Source organism: Adlercreutzia sp. CNCM I-6215, from assembly GCF_977072315.1.
The window spans coordinates 31,738-57,821 of sequence record NZ_CDRVMA010000003.1 but is presented as its reverse complement, the minus strand read 5'-3'; the positions used below and the strand labels follow the sequence as shown (position 1 = coordinate 57,821).

At 61.8% G+C, this 26,084-nt stretch carries 21 protein-coding genes; 4 read left to right on the top strand and 17 right to left on the bottom strand.

Translation table 11 applies throughout. The annotated features are described in order from the left end of the window. Positions 1 to 106: 106 nt before the first annotated feature. The 5 genes from ACW4LP_RS03180 to ACW4LP_RS03160 form a co-directional block, all read right to left on the bottom strand. The gene (locus ACW4LP_RS03180; protein WP_022738267.1) at positions 107 to 355 is read right to left on the bottom strand and encodes a HypC/HybG/HupF family hydrogenase formation chaperone; all 249 of its coding nucleotides are present in this window, start codon (positions 353 to 355) and stop codon (positions 107 to 109) included. Positions 356 to 436: 81 nt separating this feature from the next. Next, positions 437 to 2,929 (bottom strand): carbamoyltransferase HypF, encoded by a 2,493-nt coding sequence (hypF, locus tag ACW4LP_RS03175; protein WP_455803464.1) that lies wholly within the window; start codon positions 2,927 to 2,929, stop codon positions 437 to 439. A gap of 36 nt (positions 2,930 to 2,965) precedes the next feature. Continuing rightward, on the bottom strand, positions 2,966 to 4,861 hold the full coding sequence (locus ACW4LP_RS03170) for a glucose-6-phosphate isomerase (RefSeq protein WP_455803463.1): 1,896 nt from the start codon (positions 4,859 to 4,861) through the stop codon (positions 2,966 to 2,968). 216 nt (positions 4,862 to 5,077) lie between these two features. After that, positions 5,078 to 5,791, bottom strand: a complete 714-nt coding sequence (locus tag ACW4LP_RS03165) for a LytR/AlgR family response regulator transcription factor (protein WP_041714276.1) — start codon at positions 5,789 to 5,791, stop codon at positions 5,078 to 5,080. Positions 5,792 to 5,999: 208 nt separating this feature from the next. Beyond that, entirely contained in the window at positions 6,000 to 7,409 is a 1,410-nt protein-coding gene (locus ACW4LP_RS03160) for a Sapep family Mn(2+)-dependent dipeptidase (RefSeq protein ID WP_451917900.1), read from the bottom strand. 272 nt (positions 7,410 to 7,681) lie between these two features. Here ACW4LP_RS03160 and ACW4LP_RS03155 point away from each other — a divergent pair, with 272 nt between their 5' ends. Together ACW4LP_RS03155 and ACW4LP_RS03150 are read left to right on the top strand one after the other, a co-directional pair. Continuing rightward, a complete protein-coding gene (locus tag ACW4LP_RS03155) occupies positions 7,682 to 9,034 on the top strand; it encodes a dicarboxylate/amino acid:cation symporter (RefSeq protein WP_117283729.1) in 1,353 nt (450 codons plus the stop codon). A gap of 181 nt (positions 9,035 to 9,215) precedes the next feature. Then, the gene (locus ACW4LP_RS03150) at positions 9,216 to 9,782 is read left to right on the top strand and encodes a YbjQ family protein (protein WP_418238395.1); all 567 of its coding nucleotides are present in this window, start codon (positions 9,216 to 9,218) and stop codon (positions 9,780 to 9,782) included. 8 nt (positions 9,783 to 9,790) lie between these two features. On the opposite strand, the gene ACW4LP_RS03145 is transcribed toward ACW4LP_RS03150, so the two are convergent. The 6 genes from ACW4LP_RS03145 to dnaK form a co-directional block, all read right to left on the bottom strand. Beyond that, positions 9,791 to 10,858 (bottom strand): DUF559 domain-containing protein, encoded by a 1,068-nt coding sequence (locus ACW4LP_RS03145; RefSeq protein WP_451917899.1) that lies wholly within the window; start codon positions 10,856 to 10,858, stop codon positions 9,791 to 9,793. A 549-nt stretch (positions 10,859 to 11,407) separates the two neighbouring features. Continuing rightward, the gene (locus ACW4LP_RS03140) at positions 11,408 to 14,221 is read right to left on the bottom strand and encodes an ATP-dependent Clp protease ATP-binding subunit (protein WP_114548258.1); all 2,814 of its coding nucleotides are present in this window, start codon (positions 14,219 to 14,221) and stop codon (positions 11,408 to 11,410) included. A 331-nt stretch (positions 14,222 to 14,552) separates the two neighbouring features. Then, positions 14,553 to 14,930: a heat shock protein transcriptional repressor HspR gene (locus tag ACW4LP_RS03135; protein WP_114548259.1), complete on the bottom strand. Its 378-nt coding sequence runs from the start codon at positions 14,928 to 14,930 to the stop codon at positions 14,553 to 14,555. Next, positions 14,921 to 15,871: a DnaJ C-terminal domain-containing protein gene (locus ACW4LP_RS03130; RefSeq protein ID WP_022738233.1), complete on the bottom strand. Its 951-nt coding sequence runs from the start codon at positions 15,869 to 15,871 to the stop codon at positions 14,921 to 14,923. The genes ACW4LP_RS03135 and ACW4LP_RS03130 overlap by 10 nt, the downstream gene beginning before the upstream one ends. A gap of 87 nt (positions 15,872 to 15,958) precedes the next feature. Continuing rightward, positions 15,959 to 16,642, bottom strand: coding sequence for a nucleotide exchange factor GrpE (locus tag ACW4LP_RS03125; RefSeq protein WP_114538593.1), 684 nt, complete (start codon positions 16,640 to 16,642; stop codon positions 15,959 to 15,961). Positions 16,643 to 16,647: 5 nt separating this feature from the next. Continuing rightward, positions 16,648 to 18,552, bottom strand: a complete 1,905-nt coding sequence (gene dnaK / locus ACW4LP_RS03120) for a molecular chaperone DnaK (RefSeq protein WP_114538592.1) — start codon at positions 18,550 to 18,552, stop codon at positions 16,648 to 16,650. A gap of 400 nt (positions 18,553 to 18,952) precedes the next feature. Between dnaK and ACW4LP_RS03115 the strand changes: the two genes are divergently transcribed. Next, positions 18,953 to 20,401 (top strand): ATP-binding protein, encoded by a 1,449-nt coding sequence (locus tag ACW4LP_RS03115; RefSeq protein WP_114538591.1) that lies wholly within the window; start codon positions 18,953 to 18,955, stop codon positions 20,399 to 20,401. Between the two features lie 149 nt (positions 20,402 to 20,550). Here ACW4LP_RS03115 and ACW4LP_RS03110 read toward each other — a convergent pair whose 3' ends face one another. The 6 genes from ACW4LP_RS03110 to ACW4LP_RS03085 all read right to left on the bottom strand — a co-directional run bounded on the left by ACW4LP_RS03110 (position 20,551) and on the right by ACW4LP_RS03085 (position 25,552). Beyond that, on the bottom strand, positions 20,551 to 22,482 hold the full coding sequence (locus tag ACW4LP_RS03110) for a hypothetical protein (RefSeq protein ID WP_455803462.1): 1,932 nt from the start codon (positions 22,480 to 22,482) through the stop codon (positions 20,551 to 20,553). Positions 22,483 to 22,783: 301 nt separating this feature from the next. Beyond that, positions 22,784 to 23,263, bottom strand: a complete 480-nt coding sequence (locus ACW4LP_RS03105) for a hypothetical protein (RefSeq protein ID WP_455803461.1) — start codon at positions 23,261 to 23,263, stop codon at positions 22,784 to 22,786. A gap of 232 nt (positions 23,264 to 23,495) precedes the next feature. Next, positions 23,496 to 23,684, bottom strand: a complete 189-nt coding sequence (locus ACW4LP_RS03100) for a 4Fe-4S binding protein (protein ID WP_022738207.1) — start codon at positions 23,682 to 23,684, stop codon at positions 23,496 to 23,498. 153 nt (positions 23,685 to 23,837) lie between these two features. Then, positions 23,838 to 24,863, bottom strand: coding sequence for a hydrogenase expression/formation protein HypE (gene hypE / locus ACW4LP_RS03095; protein ID WP_452039345.1), 1,026 nt, complete (start codon positions 24,861 to 24,863; stop codon positions 23,838 to 23,840). Then, the gene (gene nikR / locus ACW4LP_RS03090; RefSeq protein WP_451917122.1) at positions 24,863 to 25,285 is read right to left on the bottom strand and encodes a nickel-responsive transcriptional regulator NikR; all 423 of its coding nucleotides are present in this window, start codon (positions 25,283 to 25,285) and stop codon (positions 24,863 to 24,865) included. Before nikR ends, hypE begins: the two co-directional genes overlap by 1 nt. A 12-nt stretch (positions 25,286 to 25,297) precedes the next feature. Next, positions 25,298 to 25,552, bottom strand: coding sequence for a dynein gamma chain protein (locus tag ACW4LP_RS03085; RefSeq protein WP_114538587.1), 255 nt, complete (start codon positions 25,550 to 25,552; stop codon positions 25,298 to 25,300). An 86-nt stretch (positions 25,553 to 25,638) separates the two neighbouring features. Between ACW4LP_RS03085 and ACW4LP_RS03080 the strand changes: the two genes are divergently transcribed. After that, positions 25,639 to 26,082: a hypothetical protein gene (locus ACW4LP_RS03080; protein WP_451917121.1), complete on the top strand. Its 444-nt coding sequence runs from the start codon at positions 25,639 to 25,641 to the stop codon at positions 26,080 to 26,082. Positions 26,083 to 26,084: the final 2 nt, after the last annotated feature.

Genomic DNA, 26,084 nt, shown 5'->3' with positions numbered 1-26,084 from the left:
TACATAGCTGCTCCCTTCGACGAAAGAAGCAGTCCGCTCGTCCGTGCGGTCAGTCTAGTGTAATACACGGGCGGATTCAACAGGCAAAATGCACTGTTTTCGCTCCTTAGGCCGGCGTGGGAGCCTCGTTCAAATCGGCCAGTTCGGGGAATTGCTTCACCAGCTCGATGGTCTCTAGGGCGAACTGCTCGTCCACCACCTCGATGGCGAAGCCGGCGTGCACGAGCACGTAGTCGCCCACCTGCGCCTGGGGCGTCAGGTCGACGGAAATCTCGCGGGTCACACCCAAAATGTCAACGGTGGCCAAGTTCCCCTCTTCCAGGGCCGCCACCTTCGCCGGAATTGCCAAGCACATACGCTGCTCCTTCGATTCGTCTCTCAATGCTCCATTGTCGCAGGTTCGCCCAAGGAAGTCGGCGAGGTTTCGAGAGGCGCCCTACTCGCCCGAACGAGCGGAAGCCACCACGGCTTGGCCCAGGCTGATGCAACCGTCGTTAGGAGGCAGATCGCGGTTGATGGCGACGGTGAAACCAGCAGCGGCCAAGTCAGCCAGCGCGTGCTCCACAAGGTAGCGGTTCATGAACACGCCGCCCGACAACGCCACCGTGGAAATGTCGTACATGGCTCGCACCAACTCGGCGCTCATGACGATGGCGCCAACCATGGCATCGTGGAAGCGGCGGCTGATGACGGACGCCGGCACTCCCGCCGCCAGGTCGTCCAGCAACGCGTGGAAGGTGGGCTCGGCATCCAGGAGCAGCACCGAGGTGTCCTGCGCGGTACTCGTCTCGGTGGCGGTGTTCTTCTCGACGATGACGGCGTAGCGCTCCTTCGCCGCCAGCTCGTCCTCGCCTGCCACGCCCGCGGCCTCTTCGACAGCCGCAGCGCCGGCCACGTCGGCCCCGGCGGTTTCCATAGCCGCCTCCAGAAGGATGGCTCCCTCGCCCTCGTAGCTCGGCTTCGTGCAGATGCTGAGCAGCGCGCTGGCCGCATCGAACAGGCGCCCGACCGAGGACGTCATGGGCGTGTTCAGCCCGCGCTCGATCATGGTGTCGCACACCTCGGCCTCATCGCCCAGAGGCGCCAAAGCCGCCGCAGCAGCAGGATGCTCCAACAGGTCGTAGGCCCACAGCACGCCATAGGCCATGCGCAGCGGATGCTTGATGGCCGCAGCCCCTCCGGGCATGGGCACGTAGGCGAAGTTCGCGAAACGCTCGAAGGCCTGGCGGTTCGCCAGCAGCACCTCGCCGCCCCAGATGGCCCCATCCTCACCGTAGCCTGTGCCGTCGAAGGCGATGCCGCAGACGGCATCAGTCAGCCCATGCTCGGCCATAACCGACACGATGTGGGCATGATGGTGCTGCACCTCGGTCACGGGAAGTCCCTGGTGATGGGCCCATTTGCTTGTGAGATACTCGGGGTGCAAGTCGCATGCCACCGCTGTGGGAATCGTTTCGAAGAGGCTCTCAAAGCGATCCTTTGTGGCCAGCCACGCATCGTAGGCCTCGGCGTTTTCCACGTCGCCGATGTGCTGGGACACGAAGCCATCGGTGCCGCGCAGCAGCGTGAAGGTATTCTTCTGCTCGGGGCCGGCGGCGAAGATGATGCCCTCGGCAGGCGCAACGCCCTCGGCCGTCACCGACACGGGTACGGGAGCATAGCCGCGTGCCCGCCGCAGGAACTGAATGGCGCACACGGGCTTTTCGTCGACCTCATCCACCTGGATCAGCCGCACGACGGAGTCGTCGAAGCGCGTGAGGATGGGGCGATTGTTACCCAAAAAGGCATCGGCGATGCCGGCCAGCTTTGCGCGCGCCTCCTCATCGGCGATACAGATGGGCTCGTCGTGTACGTTGCCCGAGGTCATCACAAGCAGCGGCACCAGGCGTCCCGGTTCGTCGCCCGCTTCGTCCACCGCCGGATTCGCCGCATACCACGCTTCAGCGAAATCGTGCATGAGCAAATGTTGCACCGGTGTGTAAGGCAGCATGACCCCCAATTCGGACAATCCATCGGCCAAGCCTGCGCCGATAGCCGCGCCAGGGCGTTTGCGCAGCAGCACAATGGGTCGCGTCGACCCCGCCAGAACCGCCTCTTCCTCTTCGCTCGCCTCGCAAAGCGCCCGCACATCGCCCATTCCCTGGGCCATCACCGCCAGGGCCTTCCCATCGCGCCGCTTGCGCCGGCGCAGCTCAGCCACCGCATCGGCATTGTTGGCGTCACATACGAGATGGAAGCCGCCGAGCCCTTTCACGGCCAAGATTTTCCCCGCCATGAGCATTTCCACCGCAGCCGCAAAAATGGCGTCGGACTCCTCGCGGGTTTTCCCTAGCGAAATCGGCCCGTCCGCCCCAACACGCCACGTTACCGAAGGCCCGCACTCGAAGCAGGCATCGGGCTGGGCGTGGAAGCGGCGGTCGAGCGGATCGGCATACTCGGCGGCGCACTTCTCGCACATGGGGAACGCCGCCATGGAGGTGGCAGCGCGGTCGTAGGGCAAGTGGTCAATAATGGTGAAGCGTGGCCCGCAATTCGTGCAGTTGACAAACGGGTAACGGTAACGACGGTCGTTCGGATTGAACAGCTCTGCTACGCAGTCGTCGCAGGTGGCAAGCTCGGGCGACACAAGTGTGGTCTCTGCCACGTCCTCATCGTCGGAGAAACGAATCTCGAAGCTGTCGAAATCCTCCAGAGGCACTTCCTTGATGTCGATTTCCTCCACCTTCGATGCCGCCGGCGCGTTGTCAGATAATTCCATGATGAACTCGTCCACCAGCGCGCTCTCGCCCTCGGCGTGAATATGCACGCCATCGGTGGCGTTCAGCACCCAGCCGTTGATGAGGTACTTCTTCGCCATCCGGTACACAAAGGGTCGAAAACCTACCCCCTGCACAATACCCTTTACATGAATATCGACCGCATCGATCATGAGTAAGCTCCCTTGCCTTGCGCTTTGCTTTGCCGCTTACGCCTCGTCCGCCTCGCCTTCGGGGACGGCGACCTCCGCAGCCTCCACCTCGGCATCCTGGGGCGCATCGGCAAACTCGGCTTCCACGGCAGTCTCGCTGGCCTCGGCAGCTTCCACAACCACGGTGGCTTCGGCCAGCTCCTCGTCCTCGGCCATGGCGGCGGCCTCAGCCAACGCCCGATCGGTCAGGATGTCGGCAATCACATCGTCGACTACTTGGGCCAACTGGCGCAGCGTTACGCCGGAGTTGTCCGGCAAATGCAGATGCACGCAGCGGCGCCCGCGCTTGGCGAGCGTCGCCAAATCGCCAGCAGCCTGGGCCTTCGCCAGCTCGCCAAGGCTGGGTGCCGCAGCTTCCCCCGGCAGCGGAATGTCCTTCAATTCGTCAGCCGACAAAATGAGGAAGACGCCCATGTTCGGACCGCCCTTCTGCAGCTGGCCCGTGGAATGCAGGTAGCGCGGCCCCACCTCCAAGCACGACACGCAGCCGAAAGATTCGGCTACCCCGTGGCGAATCTGCTCGATGGCCTCGCGCCGCCCCTCTCCCGTAAACGGAAGAAACGCGTTCAGCGCAAAGAAGTCGCCCGGCTGAATGGAGGACAGCAGCGCATACAGCGTCTCGTGCAAGTCCTCACAGCCCTCGAACATGGGGGCGAAGGAGACTTCCACACGGCCCATGTCCACCTCGTCGGTGAACACCTCGGTGAAATCGGGCTCCGGCTGTCCGTTCTTCAGAATATCGAGCACCTCAGCTTTGGCGGAGGCAACGTCAGGTTGGTCGAAGGGGCACACCTGCATGAGATAGCCGCACATGGCGATGGCGTATTCCCACATGACGAAATGCTCAGCCAGTTCTTCCACAGTGTCGATGCGGTAGTTCAGCCGCGGAATAGCGTTATCGATGTAGGCGAGGCTCATCTCGAAATTGCGGCGCTCGTCCCACAGGTCGGTTTGGGTCTGGTACATGATGATGGATCTGTCGCCCGGATCCTCCGTAAGCAGCAGCGAGTCGATCTCGATGTTCGGCAGGATGCCCTCGCCGTTCTTCCCCAGCGATTCGGCCACCAACTGCTCGATCCACAGACCCAGTACGCGCCCGCGCTTGGGAGTGAGGAACGAGAACTTGTTGCGACCCTTCAGGTAGTTGTCGTAGAGGAATGCCGCCAGGTTGATGGCCGGGTTATCGATGGCGTCCTCCGAACAGGCCTCCTCGGCCGCGCGAGCGTGGGCCATGAACGCTTCCATGTCGATACCTGTGAGCGCCGCCGGCACCAACCCGAACACCGAGAGCGCAGAGAACCGGCCGCCCACCGTGGGCTCGCCGGAAAACACCGCACGCCAGCCTTCCTCGCGTGCCTGCCGATCTAAATCGCTGCCCGGGTCGGTGATGGCCACCAGGTGCTTCACCACATGATCGCCCAACTCCTTCTCGAAGGAGGCCCGCACCGCCTCTAGCAGCATACGCGGCTCAATGGTGCCGCCGCTTTTCGAGGAGATGATGACCAGCGTGCGATGGGGATCGCAGATGGTGAGCATCTCGCGCACGCGCACGGGCGAGTCGGAGTCCAACGTGCGGAACTTCACGCGGTTGGAATCGTGCTTGTTGTACTTCGTGATGGTCATGGGCGCCTGAGTGGAGCCGCCCTGACCGATAAGCAGAATCGTATCGAGACCCGCTTCCACCACTTCGTCGGCAAAAGCCTGGATGGCGTCCATGTCGCACAGCGGACTCGTGGCCAGATCGGCCCATCCCATGTAGTCGCTCGCGCAAGCTTGCGCCTCGGGGGAGAAATCGTACAGCGTGGCGTCCTTGGCGTGAATGCGGCTTGCTGCACGAGCTTTCACCAGGGTCTTTGCCGCCGGATACAGCTTCTCAACGTCAACGGAGAGCATGGCGCTCCTCTTCTCTCTGGGCAATTTCCGCCAGCCAGCAGAATTGCAAACGAGCCCCGTACGCGCTGCACTGGGGCTCCTCCTCGTTAATCTAGTGGAAATATTCTAGCAAACGCCACCAAAACGCGCCCACATCCCCACAACCCTATGGCGGTTCTGTGAACGAAACGAGCCCCTGGGCGGGGCTCGTCAGCGCATCATTCAGAGCGAAGCGTCCTACAGGTTCAGCGCCTTTTTCAGGGAGCTGACGCGGCGGCGCGAAACGGGAATCTTCTCCTCCACGCCGTTCAAGGTCAGCAGCAGCGTACCGCCGGAAACGGATTCGATCTCCTCCACCATGGACAGGTTCACCAAATAGCCGCGGTGTACGCGGAAGAACCCGTGGCCATCGAGACGCTTCTCCAGCTGGGCCAGACTCACCGTGGAGAAGTAACGGTCGGTATCGGTCTGCAGGTAAGCGTAGTCATCGCGAGCCATGACGAAACGGATCTTATCGATGCCGATGAGAATCTTCTTGCCGCCCTTTTCCACCGGGATGCGCTCGGACTTGTGAGCCTGCAAGTGCAGAGCCACCTGCTCGCGCACGCGGGCGATGGCCTGAGCCAAGCGCTCGGTCTCCACCGGCTTAACCAGATAATCGATAGCGCTCACCTTGAAGGCGTCCAGCGCGTGCTCGGAATAGGCGGTCACGAACACCACCGCCGGAGGGAACTTCAGATGCTGCAGAGCCTCGGCCAATTGAAGGCCAGTGGCCTCGGGCATGTTCACATCCATGAACATAACGTCGCAGGGATACTCTTTCAGCTTCTCGATAGCCTCGCGCACGTTGGCAGCTTCGGCTGTCACTTCAACTCCGCCGACCTCATCGAGAAGAAAGCGCAGTTCAGAACGGGCAGGCGCCTCGTCGTCAACGATAATTGCGTTAAGCACGTCGTCCTCCAAAAGAAATCTCTGATTGCATTCATACTATTCTATAGCACAGCTGACGCCCCGTCATGCCCGATCATGAGGAAATCACGGGTTAATTCCAGATGAGGACATTGAAATTGCCGATACCCTCATCGCTCCCGTCGCTCAATCGTAAAATGGCCCCGCAGATGCGGGGCCATTGCAGACATACGCTGTAAGCTGTACTCAATTACTGAATCTCTAGTCCCTGCAGCTCGGCTAGAGCTAGGACGTAGATCTTGAAGGAGGTCTTCAGCAGCTCTTCGGAGACACCCTCGTCGGGGCCGTGTTCGCCGCCGACCCAGTCGGGGTTCTCGATCCAAGGCATGTTCACACCGAAGGAGGCGCCCTTCTTGAACTCGCGAGCGTAGGTGCCGCCGCCGATGGTGAAGGGCTTGTGCTCGGTGTCGCCGGTCACGAACTGGAAGGCATCCTGGAGCACCTGAATCTCCGGGTCATCGGGCTTCACGAGGAAGGGCACCATGAGCAGGGTGTTCTCGAAGGTGGCACCAATGTTGTCGGTCAGCTTCGTGAGCGCGGCGGTGATCTCCTCGGCTGTGATGGACGTAGGCCAGCGGCTGTCCATGGTCTGCACGAGACGATCGCCTTCCTTGCGGATGGTGCCACCTACCACCGTCAGCGGCCCGAAGTACTCGTCAGCCGTGGCGATGCCCACGCCAGCACCGGTCGTATCGGACACGAGGCTCTGCACCAGCTCGAGGAACTCGCGCTCCTGCTGGTTGCACAAGCCGTTTTCCAGCAGGTAGTTCGCCAGCAGCATGATGGCGGAGATGCCGCGCTCGGGCCAGGCGGCGTGAGCATTCACTCCCTCAGCATCAACGCGCGCCGTACCGTCACCGGCGTCGGCTACCGTGATGCGCTCGGCGCTGGGCAGCGCAGAGGCATCCGCGCGCACGACGGCCCAGGCTTCACCAGGCACGGCGTTGGTCACCACGCCGCCGGAGATATCCAAGATTACCGGATCGGCGATAGGTGCGCTCGTGATGCAGCCGTCATAGCCGCCCTTCTCACCATAGCACACCGGGAAGTCGGCGTCGGGCGTGAACAAGAAGGCCGGGCTCTCGTACTTCTCGAGATACCACGTCACGTCGGCCATGCCCGTTTCCTCATTGGCACCGAAGATGAAGCGCATGGAATAGGGGCACTCCACATCAAGGTCACTCAAGCACTTCACGGCATGCAGAGCCACCACCGAGGGGCCCTTGTCGTCCAGGCAGCCACGGCCCATAAGGTAACCGTCCTTCTCGGTCACCTTGAAAGGCTCGAACGACCAGCCAGGACCGGCGGGCACGACGTCCACGTGACCGATGATGCCCAGCTGCTTCTCGGTCTTGCCGGCAAGATCCGCAAACCCGATATGCCCCTCGCAGTTCGTGACGGTCATGCCCATACCCTCGGCGATTTCCAGCGCCGCATCCAACGCAGCGGCCGGCCCAGGCCCGTACGGCGCGCCCGGAGCGGCAGCGGCCAGATCCTCCGTCGAGGGGATTTCCACGAGCTTGGCGATATCGGCCACAATCGCATCGCGATGTTCATCCCAATAAGCCTCGGCAGCAGCGACAATTTCCTTGCGGTCCATAGACGTTCCTTTCATATATATTGTCCCCTGAAGCGCGGCACACCATAGCATGGCGCTTCTACCTTCTTCGAGCAAAAACGTATTCCACACATCTCGCGTCGGCACGTTCCCGGCTACTCTCCGTTGCCATTATGGCCCTTCCGCGAAATCAGCGCAGGCCGTTCCGTCATTTGTTGCAGGGCCGTTAGATCGCTGGGCCGCGTGCCCTATTTTCCCTGCGAATACGCTTATAATGGTGGCGGTTTTCGCACAAAGGGAAAGGACGCACCGCCATGGCCGACGACTCCATCACTTCGGCACCCGTCGACGCCGCCGAGACGGCCGCACCGACGCCCAACAACAGCGACAGTGGGAGCGAACATAGCAAGCCAAAGCCCTGGTTCAAGCGCCTGTCGCTGACCACCTGGATCTTCATCGCGCTCATCCTGGGCGTGCTGGCGGGTCTCGCGCTGCAAGGCTCGCCAGAGATCGCCGACACCTACATCAAGCCCTTCGGCACCATCTTCTTGAACCTCATCAAGATGATCGTCGTACCTTTGGTGCTGTTCTCCATCATCGCTGGCGTCGTGTCGCTGGATGACGTGAAGAAGGTTGGCGCCATCGGCGGCAAAACCGTGCTGTTCTACCTGGCCACCACCGCCTGCGCCGTTACGCTGGGGCTTGTGTTCGCCAACCTCATGAACGTCGGCGCCGGCTACACGATGCCCACAGGCGAGCTTTCCTACGAGGCCACCGAGCCGCCGTCGCTCATCGACACTATCGTGAATATGTTCCCGTCGAACTTCTTCCAGCCCATGGCCGACGCCACTATGCTGCAGGTCATCGTCATCGCCGTGGTGTTCGGCTTCGGCATGATCGCCGCTGGGAAGAAAGCCAAGCCGGTCATCGACATTTGCAACGCCATGTCGGACGTGTGCATCGCCATCATGCGCGGCATCATCCTGGTGGCGCCCTTCGGCGTGTTCGGACTCATCTGCCCCGTTATCGCCAGCAACGGCATCGATGTGCTGCGGCCCCTTCTGTGGCTCATCGTGGTAGCTTACGTGGCCATGATCGTGCAGATTCTCCTGGTGTACTCGGGCATCATCAAAATCTTCGCCCGCATGAACCCGCTTAAGTTCCTGAAGGGCGAAATGCCGGTAATGGGCTTCGCGTTCGCATCGGCCTCGTCAGTGGGCACGCTGCCCATCAACATGGAATGCACCGAGAAAATGGGCGTATCGAAGGAGGTCACCTCGTTCGTGCTGCCGCTCGGCGCCACCATCAACATGGACGGCACCGCCATCTACCAGGGCGTCTGCGCCATCTTCATCGCCCAGGTGTTCGGCATCGACCTTTCGATCGGCCAGCAGCTGACCATCGTGATGACCGCCGTGCTCGCTTCCATCGGCACCGCCGGCGTGCCCGGGTCCGGCATGATCATGCTGGCCATGGTGCTGCAGTCGGTGGGCCTGCCTGTAGAGGGCGTGGCTCTCGTAGCCGGCGTCGACCGCATCCTGGACATGATGCGCACCACGGTGAACGTCACCGGCGACGCCGCCGTGGCCACTTGCGTGGATGCCATGCAGAAGCGCGCCGCCGCCCGCCGCGCCCGCAAGGCCGAGAAGCTGGCAAAGGCGGCGTAGAACTTTCGTGCCGGGCTGGTATAGGTCGCCTCAATCAAACGTCCCATAAGCTGCCGAAAAATCGCGCAGGTTAAGGCTTCGCAACCGTTGCCGGGCGCTCTCCTTGCACGGGAGCGGGCGGCCTATACTTTCGACATTGTTTCTTATGTGCTGGCGATGTCTATGGGAGGCGACTTCTGTCATGAGCTTAGAAGAAGCGCTGGAAAAGCGCGACGAGCTGGATGAGGACTTCGGATCTGATCTCGCGGACGCTTCTCCCCAAGAGCGCAAGCAGGCCCTCGAGGCCGACGAGAAGCGCGAGCAGGCCAAACAGGCGTTCCTCGACGCGCTGGAAAAGAACCCCTCCCTCATGATGACCACGGCTGGTAGCTCCTTCGAGGGCTGGCGCGTGACGGAGTACCGAGGCACGCTGTCCACCGACGCCGTCGTGGGCGCGGGCCTTCCCGCCGAGGCTGACGCCATCGTCTCCGACCTCACCGACCAGCGTTCCCTTCTGCTCGGCAGCAAGATGGAACGGGCCAAGCGGATCGCCTGGAACGAGCTTTTGTTCCGCGCCCACGAAGCCGGGGCCAACGGCATTCTGGCCATACGCTACGACGTGTACATGCTGCCGAAGGGACTTTTCGGCGCCTCGGTCACCGGCACGGCGGTGGCCATCGAGCAGCTGAGCCAGCTGAACCAAGCTCTGAGCCAAGACCTCTTCGGTGCCACCGTCACCGGCACCGCCGTGAAGGTAGAAAGGGCATAAACGATCTTCTAAAATCCTCGCGCATGATAGCGGGCGATTTGCGAGCGGAGGGCCCGATGGCGCGGCATGTCGCACTCGGAGAGGTAGCGCGTTCTCTTTCCCGCCTTCCGCGAGGCCGGCACGATGATCGCCTGGAATTCCGTCGGGCTCTGCAGCTGCGCGTTGGTGAGCGTAGCCACGTTGTAGCCTTCTGCTCGCAAGGCATCCCGGCGACGAGAATCGGTTGTTCGCGCTTCGGCGTCACCATGGGTTGCACCATCGTATTCCACGACAACATTCGAATCTTTGAACTTAAGGTCGCAGACGACTTTCTTCTGGCGCGCAATCGTTGCCGCCTCGGGACTGAGCGTCACAACTTCATTCAGAAGCGCCTCCTTCGCGCCGAGACCTCCATAGTGGCGCGGGAGAAGAGCGAGGAGCGCCAGCTCAGTTTCCTTCACCGACGCGGATTTGTCGCAAAGATGCCGCGTCACCCGCCGGGCCTTATTGGTACCGCCTCGGCCCTGGTAGCGATCAGCGTAAGCCGCGAGGAGCGTTTGCGACGTGACGGGCGCCCGCACGTAGACGACTTCTCCATCGGGGCGAAACTCGGCATCCAGAGGATACCCACCCGTCAATTCCATACCGCAGGCGCACAGTGCCCCTTCTTCTAGGACGCTCGCCATCTGCACAAACGTGAGCTCGGGCGAAGCAACATACAAGCCTTCTGCCACTTTCACAAACGATCGCCGAGGCAGCGCGCAACTCACTTGGTGGAAGTGGATATTTTTCTCCGAACAGCGCCTGCCCTTCACGTACGGAACGCAAACGTACAGACAGCCATCAGCTCCAGTGCCAATACCAGCGCGCACCAACAGCTGTCGCACGCTCTGGCCATTGGCATTGAGTATTTGCCGAACTTCGCGCTTCGAACCGGCGGCATTCTTGATTATTGAAACCGTCGGCAACGAAAACGACGGCATTCGATCGCGTGCGAAGCACTTTCCCGAATGAAACAGCCCCAAAGGGATGGCATTCATCTTGGACCACCAAATCCAGAACAACCATGCGCTGATATGTGAGAGATAGATATTCATAGGCGATGTTTATAACATAGCGCACATTGAATGCCATTGCCTGCTTGCAAGATCGTAAATGTCACACATCTCGAACCTTGCTCAACTTCGTCCTAACTTCTCTCTCGGAGATACGGTGACACGACAAGGGCCTTCTACGCACGTTTTTTGACTTATACAGGCATTCTTAAATCACCAAAACACCCGGAGGCTTAACCATGAATGAAGGTTGGCGTATTACCCCAGGTCACCGGAGCTTCAATCGAGCAAACTGCACTATGCGGAATCTTAGCGAGAATCAAAATGCCTGTATAAGTCGAAAAATGTGCGCCAGAGAAGACGTTTTTGTCACCAGGAAGGGTGAGTGCGATCTCGAACACCAAGCCCCCGCTCAGGGAGTGCCTATATAAGTTGGATAGGTGTTGGCGCCACCGGTTTGCGTCACCAGCAAGCCGCGGAAGGCTGAGAAGCAGTCGAAAACGGCATAGGGGGCACAATAGGCGACGGCAATCGCGCAAAAGCGCCCGGGTCTTGGCTGCCCGGGCGCTTGCTGTGAAAGGGGTATGCGGATTAAGCGATGGGATCCTCACCGAGGTCGCCGTTGCTCAGGGTATCCAGATCCTGCAAGGTCTCCTTCGGATCGGAGCCGGCCGTGAGGAAGCTGGGGTCGTCCAGGTTCAGGCCGTCCAAGTCCATGGGGCCTTCCACTCGGCAGGTGTAATCACCCTCGGCGTCCAGGTCGATCAGCACGTGGCTGCGGTCGCGCAGCTCGCCGGAGATGACCTTCTCGGCGATGCGGTCGACCACCTCGCGCTGGATGAGACGCTTCAGCGGACGGGCGCCGTACACCGGATCGTAGCCGTCGATGGCCAAGTGCTCCATGGCCGCCGGCGTCACGTCCAAGGTGATGTGGCGGGCCTGCAGGCGGTCGCGCACCTGCTCGAGCTGCAAATCCACGATGGGCTCGATAGCCGAGATGGACAGCTCGTTGAAGGTGATCACGTCGTCGATACGATTCAGGAACTCGGGGCGGAACGTCGTGGAAAGGGCGTCCTGGATCTTGTTCGTGAACTCCTGCATGCGCTTGGCGGCCTGCTCAGGCGTCATGGACATCATCTTCTCGGCCATCTCGCCCATGGTCTCGCCGCCGGTGGCCTGAGCCTCGTCGTAGGCACGTCCCTCGGCCGCATGCTCGCGGATGATCTGCGAACCCACGTTGGAGGTCATGATGATGATGCAGTTCTTGAAGTTCACCACGCGACCCTGGCCGTCGGTGAGGCGTCCGTCATCGAGCACCTGCAGCAGGATGTTGAACACGTCGGGATGGGCCTTTTCCATCTCATCGAGCAGCACCACGCAGTAGGGGTTGCGGCGCACGGCCTCGGTCAGCTGGCCGCCCTCGTCGTAGCCCACGTATCCCGGAGGCGCTCCGATCAGACGCTGCACGGAGAACTTCTCCATGTACTCGGACATGTCGATGCGCACCATGGCCTTCTCGGAATCGAACAGGTACTCGGCCAGCGTCTTGGCCAGCTCGGTCTTGCCCACGCCGGTGGGGCCGAGGAACAGGAAAGAGCCAATGGGACGGTTCGGGTCGGAAAGTCCCGCACGGTTGCGGCGGATGGCACCGGCCACCACACCCACAGCCTCGTCCTGGCCGATGACGCGGCCCTTCAACACTTCCTCCAGGTCGACGAGCTTTTCCATCTCGCCCTGCATCATCTTGGCCACGGGGATGCCCGTCCAGGCGGCCACAACGGAGGCGATCTCCTCTTCGGAAACCTCTTCCTTCAGGATAGCGCCGTCCTGCTGCTTCATCTTCACGGCTTCCTCGGCCACGTGCAGCTGCTGCTGCAGCTGAGGAATGCGCGAGTAGCGAATCTCGGAGGCGAGCTGCAGGTTGCCCTCGCGGGTGGCGCGCTCCTCATCGAGCTGAGCGCTTTCGAGCTCGGCCTTGAGGTTCTGCACGCCAACGATGGCGTCCTTCTCGTTCTGCCACTCGGCCTTCTGGGAATCGAGAGATTCCTGGGCGGCCGCGATGTCGTGGCGCAGCTTCTCCAGGCGCTCCTGGGAGGCCATGTCGGTCTCCTTCATGAGGGCCTGCTCCTCGATCTGCATCTGGATGAGCTTGCGCTCGGCGGCGTCCACCTCTTCCGGCATGGAGTCGATCTCGATGCGCAGGCGGCTGGCCGCTTCGTCCATGAGGTCGATGGCCTTGTCGGGCAGGAAGCGATCGGTGATGTAGCGGTCGGACAGCTCCGCCGCGCTCACGATGGCGCCGTCGGTGATGCGCACGCCGTGATGGATCTCGTACTTCTCCTTCAGGCCGCGCAGGATGGCGATGGTGTCCTCCACCGTGGGCTCGCTCACCAGCACCGTCTGGAAGCGGCGCTCCAGGGCGGCATCCTTCTCGATGTATTTGCGATACTCGTCCAGGGTGGTGGCACCGATGGCGCGCAGCTCGCCGCGAGCCAGAGCCGGCTTCAGCATGTTGCCCGCATCCAGCGACGAATCGCCGCCGGCGCCGGCACCCACGATAGTGTGCAGCTCGTCGATGAACAGGATGATGTTGCCATCAGCCTCCTTCACCTCACGCAGCACGTTCTTCAAACGGTCCTCGAACTCGCCGCGGTACTTCGCGCCGGCCATCATCGCACCCAGATCGAGCGAGACGATCTCGCGATCCTTCAGCGACGAGGGCACGTCGCCGGCCACGATGCGCTGGGCCAGACCCTCGACGATAGCGGTTTTGCCGGTGCCGGGCTCGCCGATGAGCACCGGGTTGTTCTTCGTACGGCGCGACAGCACCTGAATGGTACGGCGAATCTCCTCGTTACGGCCGATAACCGGATCGAGCTTGCCCTCGCGGGCCTGCTGGGTGAGGTTCTGGCCGTACTGCTCCAGCGCTTCGAACTGGGTCTTGTCGGTCTGCGAGGTCACGCGGGTGTCGCCGCGCAGGCTCTCGTAGGCCGCCTCGATGTTCTTGCGGGTGACGCCCGCCGTGGTGAGGATGCGACCCGCGGCACCCTTGTCCTCGGACAGGGCAATGAGCAGGTGCTCGCTCGTCGCGTAGCTGTCACCGAGCTTCTCGGCGATCTTCACCGAGTTGTCGATGACCTTGATAAGGTCCTGGCCAGGGATGGCCATGGGAGTGGCGCCGGTCTGCTTGGGCATCTTGGCAATCTCGTCGGCCACGTTCTGGGACAGCCAGACCGGGTCGGCGCCGATGCGCTTCACGATAGCGGCGAGGTTGTTCTCGTCGGAATCGAGCAGCGCCTTCAGCAAGTGAATGGGCTCGATAACGGCGGCATCGGCCTCACCAGCAACGCCCATCGCGTTCTGGAAAGCCTCTTGCGCCGTCACCGCCAATTTATCTAGTCTCATGTGCGTTCTCCTTTTTATTGTTGAAACTCCCGGGGGCGGGCTGCGGGGTACCGCTCAGTCGCTCAGACAGTCCTCGCTGGTATCGAAGGCGCTGAGGCTACTCGCTCCCTTTCACTTACCGCCTTCGATACCATCTGCGGAACTCGCTTGGTGAGCGGCACCCCGCATCCCGCTTCGCTCAACCTTGGCTGAGGAGGCGCGAGATGCGGGGCGTGCCTCCCGCGCGCAGTTCATTGAAGTGCACGGGGGAAAGTCCGAGGCCCTCGAAGGGACCTGCACTTCAATGCTGTTTGAGCACGGGAGGTATGCCCCGCAGCTCGCGCCGGACAGGTCAGGGGAGCCGTCGCGTCGGCGTTACGCGGACGATGGCGCCGACGGTCGTGCGGTTCTCAAGTTCGCGAACGCGATCGGCGAGGCGGCGCACCCGCGCGTGCAGGTCTTCCACTTCTTCCTCGCGCTCATCCAACCGGCTCTGCAGATCAAGGATGCGCGTGACACCGGCGAGGTTGATGCCCTCACTCGTCAGCTCGTTGATCAGGTTGAGCCGATCGATATCGGCCTGGGAGTACATGCGCGTGTTGCCACTGGTTCGCCGCGGCGTGACCAGACCTTTCTGCTCGTAGGAGCGCAGGGTCTGCGGGTGCACGCCCGCCAGTTCCGCGGCAATGCTGATCATGTACAGCGGCCGGTTCTTGTCATCTAGGCCCATGGGCGCTTCTCCTCTCCCGTCGCGGCGAGGAAGTCCTCCATGGCCTTTTTCTGCTCGTCGTTCATGTCCGTGGGCACTTCAACGTGAATCTGAATCTTCAAGTTGCCGAACTGCCCCTTGTTCTTCAGATCGGGCGCTCCTTTGCCTTTAATGGTGAGCACCTTGCCGTCTTGCGTGCCAGCGGGCACCTTCACCTTGATCTTTTTGCCGTCGGGCGTGGGCACCACGATGGAAGCACCGAGCGCTGCCTCCGCCACATTGATCGGCAAATCAACCGTCACGTCGGCCTTATCGCGACCGAAGTAGGGATGCGCGTCAATCTTAGTGGTGATGAGCAAGTCGCCCGCCGCACCACCGTTTTCGCCAGGAGCTCCCTGGCCCTTCAGGCGCACGCGGCCGCCATCGACAGCACCGGCGGGCACCTTCACCGTGTGGGTGTCGGACTCGCTCTTGCCGGGAATGCGCACGGTGATGCGCTTCTCCGTGCCGTTGAACGCTTCGTCGAACGTCACGTTCAACGTCACGTTCATATCCTGGCCGCGACGGGGCTGAGGCTGGCCGCCAAAACCGCCGCCGAAGTCCCAGTTGCCCCCAAACGCACCTTCACCGTGGCGAATGCTCTCCAGAATGTCGGCCCAACTGCCGCCGAAGCCGCCGGCCCCACCGCCACCGAAGATATCCTCGACGTTAAAGCCTTGGCCACCGCCCCATCCCTGGGGGATCTGGTTCTCGTTCGCCGTGCCGTACTGGTCGTAAAGCGCGCGCTTCTTCTCGTCGCTTAAGACTTCGTAGGCCTCGTTCAGCTCTTTGAACTTGGCCTCGTCGCCGCCGGCATCGGGATGATGCTTGCGAGCGAGCTTGCGAAACGCCTTCTTTATCTCATCGGCCGTGGCGGTGCGCGGAACGCCTAGCGTTTTGTAATAATCGGGCGTAGACGCCATTCGTTCCACCTCCATTACCTTAGTTAGTTACTTAGAATTGCTCTTTCAAGCACGAGGGCGGCCAAGCTGCGGCCGCCCTCGTTCGTCTTACTCTTCTTCGGGCTTTTCCCTCTTGGGGCCGCCCGTGGTGATCGTCACCATGGCAGGCCTGATGACCTTAGTGCCCATTTTGTATCCGGGCTGGTAAACCTGGGCCACTGTTTCATCGGGAACGCTCGGATCGTCCACCGTACCCACGGCCTGGCACTCAAGGGCGTCGAATGCCTCACCGGCGGGGCTGATCACGACCAGGCCTCCCTTGGCCAGCGTATCGGACAGCTTGGTCTGCACGGCCTTTACGCCGCCGAGCAAGCCGGTCTCGCCGTTGGTCTCGGCGTAGTCCACCGTGCGGGCGAAGTCGTCGAGCACCGGGATAAGGCTCTCCATGAGCTTCTCCGTGGCGCGGACCTTCTCGGCCTCGCGCTGCTCGGTCATGCGCCGGCGGTAGGTATCCCACTCGGCGTGCAGGCGCACGTACTTGTCCTGCCAATCGGCGGCCTCGGCCTTGGCGGCGGCCAGCTCCTCGGATTCCTCGATCGCGCTCGCCACCGCTTCAGCGGCGGCCTGCTCGAGCTCGGCATCCAGCTCACCGGCCTCGTTGGCCTCGATCACCTCGGCGTCGGCAACCACCTCGGCCGCGCGGGCGTCATCGGCGGAGGCGGTGGCCGCCACATCGGCGGCCATGTCCTGAGGAGTAGAAGAGGTGACCTGGTCCTTCTCGGGCTCAGTCATCGTTCTTACTTCCCTTCGTTCTCGTCATCGACGACCTCGTAGTCGGCCTCGATGGTGTCATCGGCCGGAGCCGTCTCGGCAGCGGCGGCCTGGGCGCCGGCGGCCGCACCCTCGGTGGAGTACACGACCTCGGCGAGCTTGTAGCCGGCCTGCTGGATCTTCTCGGTGGCCGCCTTGATAGCGTCGACGTCGGTGCCCTCAAGAGCGCTCTTGGTTTCGGCGATGGCCTCCTCGGCCTGGGCCTTGGCGTCGGCCGGCACCTTGTCGCCCAGCTCGTCCAGCGTCTGCTGGGTGGCGTTCACCAGAGCGTCGGCGTTGTTGCGCACCTCGGCCTCTTCCTTGCGAGCGGCGTCCTCTTCGGCGTGCTGCTCGGCGTCCTTCACCATGCGATCCACTTCGTCGTCGGACAGGGCGGTGGAGCCGGAGATGGTGATCTGCTGCTGCTTGCCGGTGCCGAGGTCCTTAGCGGACACGTTCACGATGCCGTTGGCGTCGATGTCGAAGGTAACCTCGATCTGCGGCACGCCACGACGGGCAGCCGGAATGCCGGTCAGCTGGAAGCGGCCCAGCGTCTTGTTGCCCGCGGCCATCTCGCGCTCGCCCTGCAGGACGTGCACCTCGACGGAGGTCTGGTTGTCGGCCGCTGTGGAGTAGATTTCGGTCTTGCGGGTCGGGATGGTGGTGTTGCGCTCGATCATCTTGGTCATCACGCCGCCCATGGTCTCAACGCCGAGGGACAGCGGGGTGACGTCGAGCAGCAGGATGCCCTGCACGTCGCCGGCGAGCACGCCGCCCTGAACAGCGGCGCCCATGGCCACGACCTCGTCCGGGTTCACGGACATGTTCGGGGCCTTGCCGGTCAGCTGCTTCACGAGCTCCTGCACGGCCGGCATACGGGTGGAGCCGCCGACGAGAATGACCTCGTCAACTTCGCCCATCTTCAGGCCAGCGTCCTTCAGCGCCTGCTCCACCGGCTTCTTGCAGCGGTCGAGCAGATCCTTGGTGATGCGCTCGAACTCGGCGCGGGTCAGCGTGTAGTCAAGATGCTTCGGGCCGGAGGCGTCGGCGGTGATGAAGGGCAGATTGATGTTGGTCTGCGTGGTGGAGGACAGCTCCATCTTCGCCTTCTCGGCCGCTTCCTTCAGACGCTGCAGGGCCATGGGGTCCTTACGCAAATCGATGCCGTTCTCGGCCTGGAACTTGTCGGCCATCCAGTCGATGATGCGCTGATCCCAGTCGTCGCCGCCCAGGTGGTTGTCGCCAGCGGTGGAGGCCACCTCGAACACGCCGTCGCCGAGCTCCAGCACGGACACGTCGAAGGTGCCGCCGCCCAGGTCGAAGACGAGGATCTTCTCGTCATGGTCGACCTTGTCGAGGCCGTAAGCGAGCGCCGCAGCGGTCGGCTCGTTGATGATGCGCAGGACCTCCAGACCGGCGATCTTACCGGCGTCCTTGGTGGCCTGACGCTGAGCGTCGTTAAAGTAAGCCGGCACGGTGATGACAGCCTGGGTGATGGGCTGGCCCACCTGCTTCTCCGCATCGGTCTTCAGCTTCTGAAGCACCATGGCGGAAATCTCCTCGGGAGTGTAGTCCTTGCCGTCGATATCGATGACCGCGCGGCCGTCCTTGCCCTTCTGGACCTTGTAGCTGACGGTCTTCTGCTCTTCGGGAGTCTCGTCGTAGGAGCGGCCGATGAAGCGCTTCACGGAAGAGACGGTGTTCTCAGGATTGGTGACCGCCTGGTTCTTCGCGGCCTTGCCGACGACGCGCTCGCCGTCCTTGCGGAAGCCCTCCACAGACGGGGTGGTGCGATCGCCCTCGGCGTTCACCAGAATTTCGGGCTCGGAGCCCTCCATGACGGCCATGGCGGAGTTCGTCGTGCCCAAGTCGATGCCAAGAATCTTAGCCATTGTGTACTGCCTCGCTTTCACAGTTTCACGTATAGATGAATGATGTTGAGATGCACTATAAAACCTTAGTCTGGTGCTGTCAAGTTTTCTCAACAACATTCAGTGAGACAAGCTCACTTCCCAGCACAATACGCGCCGAAATATGGTGCAGACACGACACGAAGCTTCTGTTGCCAAACTAAAACAATGCTGTTATCAGGGGGAATTCAAAGAAATTGAGCGCGTGCCTCTTCACTTTCCTAAGCGCCTCTCGTGAAGCGATATATGAACGATTTATGTCTATGAGTCGATCGCTCATTGCAAAACGAGCCCGGCATTCCCTTCTTCTCGCTGTCGAACAGAGAGCAGCTGTTTATATATAATGTAATGCGACGGTACTGCCAGGGTAAGAGAGGCCATTATGCTCCCATCCGAATCTTCGCTTCCTATCGCGCGCCGGGCCACTTGGCGTGACACGGAATGCCTCGAGCTGGTCTGCGGCATCGCCAACGCCGGTGGAGGTCGCCTCATTCTGGATGCCGACGTAGACAGCCGCGGCGCCGTGAAGCGACGCACAAGCCGCCTCATGAAAACCATTCCCGGGCTTATCGCGCAATCGCTCAACCTCACCTGCGCGGTGGAATTGGTGCTCGACAGCGGTCGTTTCTGTTTGGAGGTGGTTATTCCGCCGGCCAACGACCCTATCAGCTTCCGCGGTATTTTCTTCTTCTATAAAGATGGCGAGAACCACATCCTTGACGACGAGGCGCTCGATCGGCTCATGCAGCGCGATATGGAGGCCGACGTCAAGTGGGAGCAGCGTCCCGTGGTGCAGGCCAGCTTGGACGATTTGAACATGGGCCTCGTCACGCGCTTCACCGGCGCGGCCCGCGATACCGACCTCACGGTCGACCTTGACGAGGCCTCGGCCATCGAGCAGACGCTGCGCCATGCGGGCCTCATGACCGGCGTCGGCACCCCCACCAATGCCGGCATCCTTTTGCTGCATAACCGGCCGCACCAGTACATCCCCGGCGCCACGGTGCGCATCGGGTTTTTTGGAAGTCACGGCGGCACGCCCATCTACGAGGACGAGGTCTTCGGTTCCCTCATCGAGCAAGTGCACTCAACCGTCGAGCTGCTCTTTGAGAAGTACCTACCGGAAGAGGAGCCGGCCCCGCACGGCACCTACCGTCTCGGCACCGCCGGTGGCCATGGTCGACCGCCTCGGGATGCGGTGCACGAAGCCGTGCTGAACGCGCTCGCCCACAAGAACTACGACAGCGGCGCCCCCGTGCAGGTGAGCGTGTTCACCGACCGCCTCTGCATCGACAACGTGGGCCGACCGCCCCGCACCTGGACCGTGGGCGCGCTCCTCGGACGCCACACATCGCGGCCCAACAACCCCAATCTCGTGGCGGCCCTGCGCTCGCTCGGCATCATCGACGGCTGGGGCAACGGGGTCTCGCGCATCCGCATGAGCTGCATGGAAGCCGGCACGCCCGAGCCCATCTTCGAACTACGCGACGACGAGACTATGGTGTGCTTCCCCATGGATTCAGACAGCCTTTTGACCGCCTCGATAACGCACGCGAACGCCATCAACGCCGCGCCCGTGGCCCGACCCGACCTGCCCGAGGTGCAGCAAACGGCGCGAGCCCGGGCGACCCAGCAGGACACGAGCCTCACGCTGAATGACGAGAAAGTGCTCGCCATGCTCGATATCGACGGACGCCTTACCGCACCGCGCATCGCCAAGAACCTCAACATCAGCGAGAGCACCGTGCGCCGCAGCTTCCGCCGACTGCGCGATTTGGGGCTCATCGCCCGCGTCGGCTCCGACAAGTCGGGGTTCTGGCAGGTTCAATAGCCCGTCGCACCCTTCTTCGAACTTGCTCAACCAGATCTGAAAACAAGACTGCCCGCACGTCCTGATCCGTGCGGGCAGTCCATGGAGTTGGCCGCCGGTCGCGCGTCCTGATCCGTGCGACTCGTCGGCCTCTGCGGCCGCTTGCGCCCTTAGGCCTTATGGGCGACTCGGGCCGCGCGAGTATCTTCGGCTCCCGTCGTAACCGTGCTGGTAAGCGAGTTGTTGAAGTCGTCAATCCTGCGGGCGTAACCGAGGCGGTTCGCCACTACCACGGCAGCGTAGCCCACCGTGAGCAGAACGCCAATGAGCATCACCCAGTGCACCCAGCAGTGGGGCTCGTCGAAGGCGCCCAGAGCCGTGGCGTCGTCCTCGATGACCTCGCCGCCGACACGCGTCACCGCGGGCTCCTCGTTATCGAAGGAGACGCTTGCGGCCATGGGGACGTCCTCGTCGAGAATGATGCCCGCCACAGCCCCGAACTGCTCGGCCACGGCAGCAGCGCGCTGGCTTCCGACCATCGTCGTCACCACGCCGGCAATGGCATCAGCCGGAGTCGTGGCCCCCGCCGGCATGCCCGCGCCCAGGCTCGAACGCGGCGGCAGAAGCGGGTTGCGCGGCGGCACCACCGTAGAGCCGGCCGGGCCGATGGTGAAGGTACCGGGAACAACCTGCACGTCGTAATTGTTGCGGATCTCGTTGCCGTTGGCATCCTTGCTGAGAGGCAGCACCGTGCCATTGAGCAGGGCGCTGTGTCCGTCATAGCCCGAGGGCAGTTGCGCGGCGCCCGACCCGAGGAACGTAGCGCCGCTCATGTCGCTGCCAGCCGCCACCGCGGCACCGCCGTTCAAACCATTCTCGGAGGGCGGCAGGAAGTAGAAGTAGGCAAGCTGGGGGCCTTCGGCGTCTTCGGTCAGAGCCGGACGCACCGTGACGTTGATCGTAACCTCGCCGCAGCGCACCACCGCGTCTCCCGGAGCGATCGCTGTCACCTTGCCTGTGGTGGCAACCTCGGCCACAGCCGGGTTTTCGGAAGTCCACGTGCCGCCAGAAGCGGCAAAACGGTGCAGATCGCGAACCTCGCCCACATACAGGGTGAGCTGATGCTCGTTATCCGAGTCATCGACGGGCTTGTTCGCGGCGGGCTCGGACAGCACAGGCTGCTCGGGAGCGTCCACGTCAGCGTCAGCGCCTGTACCGGTATCGCCGTTATCGGTGCCGGGCACGTCGCCTTCTTTGCCGAAACCGTTGCCGTTTTCGGCGTTGTCGCCGTCGCCTTCACCGGTGTTCTCATCCGGAATTACGGACTGCTCAGGATTGGTCGGGTCGGCAGGCCCGCTCGGCTTGTCGCCCTCATCGTCACTGGGCGTCGGCATGGCGAACGCAAAGGGAGCATTGAGCACATCAGTGGAGAACGTGAGAGCGCTGGGGTTGATATCGCCCTGAGTCGTAAGGGGCTTTTCCAGCGTTATTTCAGTGACCGTGTCGGGACCATCAATGCGATACGCCTTCATTTCGCCCGCAAACATGCCATTCCACGTCACGGTAACGCGGTAGCCCATGTCAGAAAGCGTGAGCGGGTCGCCTGCCTCGTCAACAAGGCCGAGGCGGTAGATGCGGTACAGCCCGTATCCCTCTTCCAGAGCCTTCTCCATGGCGGTCTTGCCTTCGTCGTTTACCGCCACATCAACCGTCAGCCGCGCTCCTTCGGGAAGCGCACCCGCAGCGGTCAGCTCCACCGTCACATCATCGGTGTCGACGGTCAGGACGGCCGCATTGTTTTGCAGGCCATCGGACGTCGGAGAATCGAGGGGGCCGTCGTCTTTCTGGGCGGGCGTCTCGCTGGCGCCATCATTCGTCGGCGTCGAAACGCTCTCGGACGCCTTCTCCGGAGCATTTTCAGGCGGCGTTGGCTCCGTCGTCTTCTCGCCCACTTCACCATCGAAGCCTTCGACGGCCAGCGCAGCATCGGCAAACACCGAGACGTTCAGGAACGAGAGCGCCATAAGCAGAGAGAGCGCGACCGCCACGATCTTTCCCTCGAGGCAGTTACGCGCGTCGGCGAATCGCTGTATTGTGTTCATTTCCACCAACTTCTCCTTAACCCCGGCGGCTTTTTCGCCGCCTTGCATCCTCACATTTCAGGCTGTGAGTGCGATACCGAAAACACTGGCGATACGCATAATGCAGAGTGATTTCAATATCGATGAGAATTCTACGCAGCTTTAAAGAGGAAGTCGCTTTTTGCGGTAAGTTGATAGGATATTGATAGGGTAATGACATTGCATTTGATATGAATTTGTCATTCTTCTGTTCTGAAATGGAAATGACAGGCAAGAAAAAGCGGCCGAAGCCGCCATAAGGAAAGTCCTTCAGAGAAATTTGCTAAACGGCGCCGCGAACCAGAGAGGCCAATTCATTGCGATCATGGAACTCCCTGGGGCGATCGGGGCGTGAAACCTCCACGACATCGCCCTCCCAGGTAGCTCCCGCGTCACCGAACTTCGAGGAATGCACGATGCGCTGGAAGCGCACTCGTGAGTTGGCAGGCAGCTCGGCTAATTCGAACCCATAGGTAAGGTTCGAGAGAATCGCCTGCAACGCGTCGACCACCTCATCATCGGGGCTCAGACGCACCACTCCCATCTCGCTGTTGTAGAGCAGCCCCGGCGCAACGAAGATTGTGCGGATTCGTTCCTGACGCTTCTTTTCGGCCCAGTGAATGGCAACGCAGGCAGCGACAATAACGACCCACCAGACAACCGTCACCACGATATCGAGAGGGTTGTCCACGAGATCGAACTGCAGCGCATGCCAAATCCAGAGGAAGGCAACGGAAGCCAGCAGAAGCACAGCGGCTATCATCCAGTTGCTCTTTCGCATACGACGTGACTCCTGAATGTTGCTTCTCGTGGGGTAACTCATTTTCATTTCGCCAATTTTACCCCTTTAAGGTACGACAGGCTACCTCATTTTGCGTGTTCATTTACTCAATTCGCAAGAAAGCCCGCTGCAGCAGCAACGGGCTTTCAATGGATTTCGATAAAAGAGACTCCGGAAGACTCCGCGTTCAATCGCACTTACCGAAAATTGAGAGCTAGTCCTCGACGATCTCCGGGATAGCGCCCATGGGGCACTCCTCGACGCAGTCGCCACAAGCGATGCAAGCTTCCTCGTTCACGGCGTCGGCAACGCCATTGACGACCTCGAGCACTTCCTGGGGGCACGCGTCAACGCAGATGCCGCAGCCGATGCACTCGTCAGCTTCAATTACGGGATGAGACATGGGAAGCTCCTTCGTTCTCGGGTGATAATCCTCGTCTATGAAGCAGGGGCTTTCCGCCCCCCGTTACTTCACTGCGCAAGATACCATGAAAGAGCCAAAGCGCAAGTAGAAATAGAAAACTTTTCAGGGGGCGGCTAAGGAGTGCGTAACGAACTAGCAAATACGGGGAAGCTGCTCGCCGACGAGCATGTCCAAGATGCGGGTGCTACCGAAAGCGGTGCGCAGGAACACCTTGGGGCCGCGGGCCGGGTCGGCCTCGGTCACGCGCCCGATGATGGCGGCGTCAGCACCATAGGGACTCTTCCGCATGGCGGCCAACGCCGCCTCAGCCTCATCGGCGGCCACCACACAGACCATCTTGCCCTCGTTGGCCACCTGCATCACGTCGTAGCCGAGCATCTCGCAGGCGCCCAGCACGGCGTCCTTCACGGGAATGGCATCCTCGTCCACGGTGATGTCGGTGCCGGACTGCTCGGCCAGCTCGTTCAGCGTCGAGGCAATGCCGCCGCGCGTGGGATCGCGGAAGCAACGGGTGTGCGGCGCCGCGGCCAGCACATCGGCGATGAGGTGGTTCAGCGGTGCCGCATCGCTTTCGATGTTCGCGGAGAAATTCAAGCCCTCCCGGCAGCTCATGATGGTGATGCCATGGTCGCCCAAGGTGCCGCTCACCAGCACTGCATCACCGGGGCGAATTTGCGCACCACCGAGGTTCACGCCCTCGGCAAGGGAGCCAACGCCACTCGTGTTGATATAGATGCCGTCGCCATGGCCCCGGTTCACCACCTTGGTGTCGCCGGTGACGAACCGTACGCCGGCCTCGCGCGCCGCCTCGGCCATGGAAGCGCAGATGCGGCGCAGGTCATCCATGGGAAAGCCCTCTTCCAGAATGAAGGCGCAGGAGAGATACAGCGGGCGGGCGCCGGAGGTGGCCACGTCGTTCACGGTGCCGCACACAGCCAAACGGCCGATGTCGCCGCCGGGAAAGAAATGCGGCGTCACCACGAAGCTGTCCGTGGAGTAGGCGATGCGCTCACCCGGCGCGAGGGCCGGTAGCACCGCCGCGTCATCGCCGCGCAGAAGCTCGTCGGTGCCGTAGGCCTCGAAGAACACCTCGTCGATGATGCGCTTCATCATGGAACCGCCGGAACCATGCCCCAGCATTACCTTCTCGTCTGCCATTACATAAACCTTCCCGTGGTGGTAAGCACCAGCTTGCCGTTCTTCACGCCCTTGGTGCCCAAAATGAGGTTGGCCACGCTTTGCACGAGACCCGCTTCACCGCGCATGACGATAACCTCCAAGCACATATGCTCGTCCACATGTACGTGCATCGTGGAGATGATGGTGTCGAAGTAGTCGTGCTGAATGGTGTGCAGCTTCTCCTGCAGATCGTTGGAGTGGTGGTCGTAAATAATGGTGAGCGTGCCCATGACAAGGCCCCCAGGCGTTGCGCACTCTTCTTCCACGAGGGCGTCGCGCACCAAATCGCGCACCACTTCGCTGCGGTTCTTCGCCAGGCCGCGGCGAGCCACCAGCTGGTCGAATTCCATGAGCAGCCCCTCGGGCATGGCCACGGAGAAACGAACAAGGTCGTTGCTCATCGGTCGCGCCGCCTAGACGCGGGCGACGGTGAAGCCGGCGGCATCCTTCGCGTCATCTTCCATGGCCTCTTTGGCCTCGTCAAGTGCGGCGCGCACCTCGTCGAGCAGGCGCATCACGTCATGCAGCTTTTCCCCCACCGTGGCAAACCCGGCGTCGGAGGCCAAATGCCCCAGATCGTGCGCATGGCGACGCTCGAGCTTAATGTGGTCGTCGATCTGGTCGATCATCATTTCCAGCTGGCCGGTGTTGACTCCATTGGTGCACATGGGCGCCTCCTTGGAATTTGCTACTATATACAGGAATGTTTTATCGCGAGTGCGAGCGCAGCGCAAGAGGGAGTGTGATTTCTTCCGTGAAGAGTAACATTTTTGAGGTAACGGGCGAATCGGTGCTCATGCTGTACGGCAGCCACCTGACCGGCGCGCCAACCTCCACGCTGCTCGTGCTGAGCGAGACCCCTTTGGGCGACGCAGCCTTGGAGGCCCTAGAGAAATCGGCGGTGAGCTTGGAGTTCGGCACTGCCCCTCTGGCGCAGGTGGTCGTGGAAACCGACGAGGGCAAGCTGGGCGCGGAAGACGTGCGAACTATCGTGGAAGGCCTCGACCCGGTGGCGCTTGTGGCCTGCGACGCCTTCGCCGCCGAGGCGCTTTCGGCCGCCTACCGCACACCCGTGACCCTGGATGCCGACAATCGCCTCCTCGGCCGCACCACCATCATCTTCCAAGACTTCGAAGGCATGATGAACACCCCCGCCGACAAGCAACGGGCCTGGGCCCTGCTAAAAAAGCTGCGGTAGAG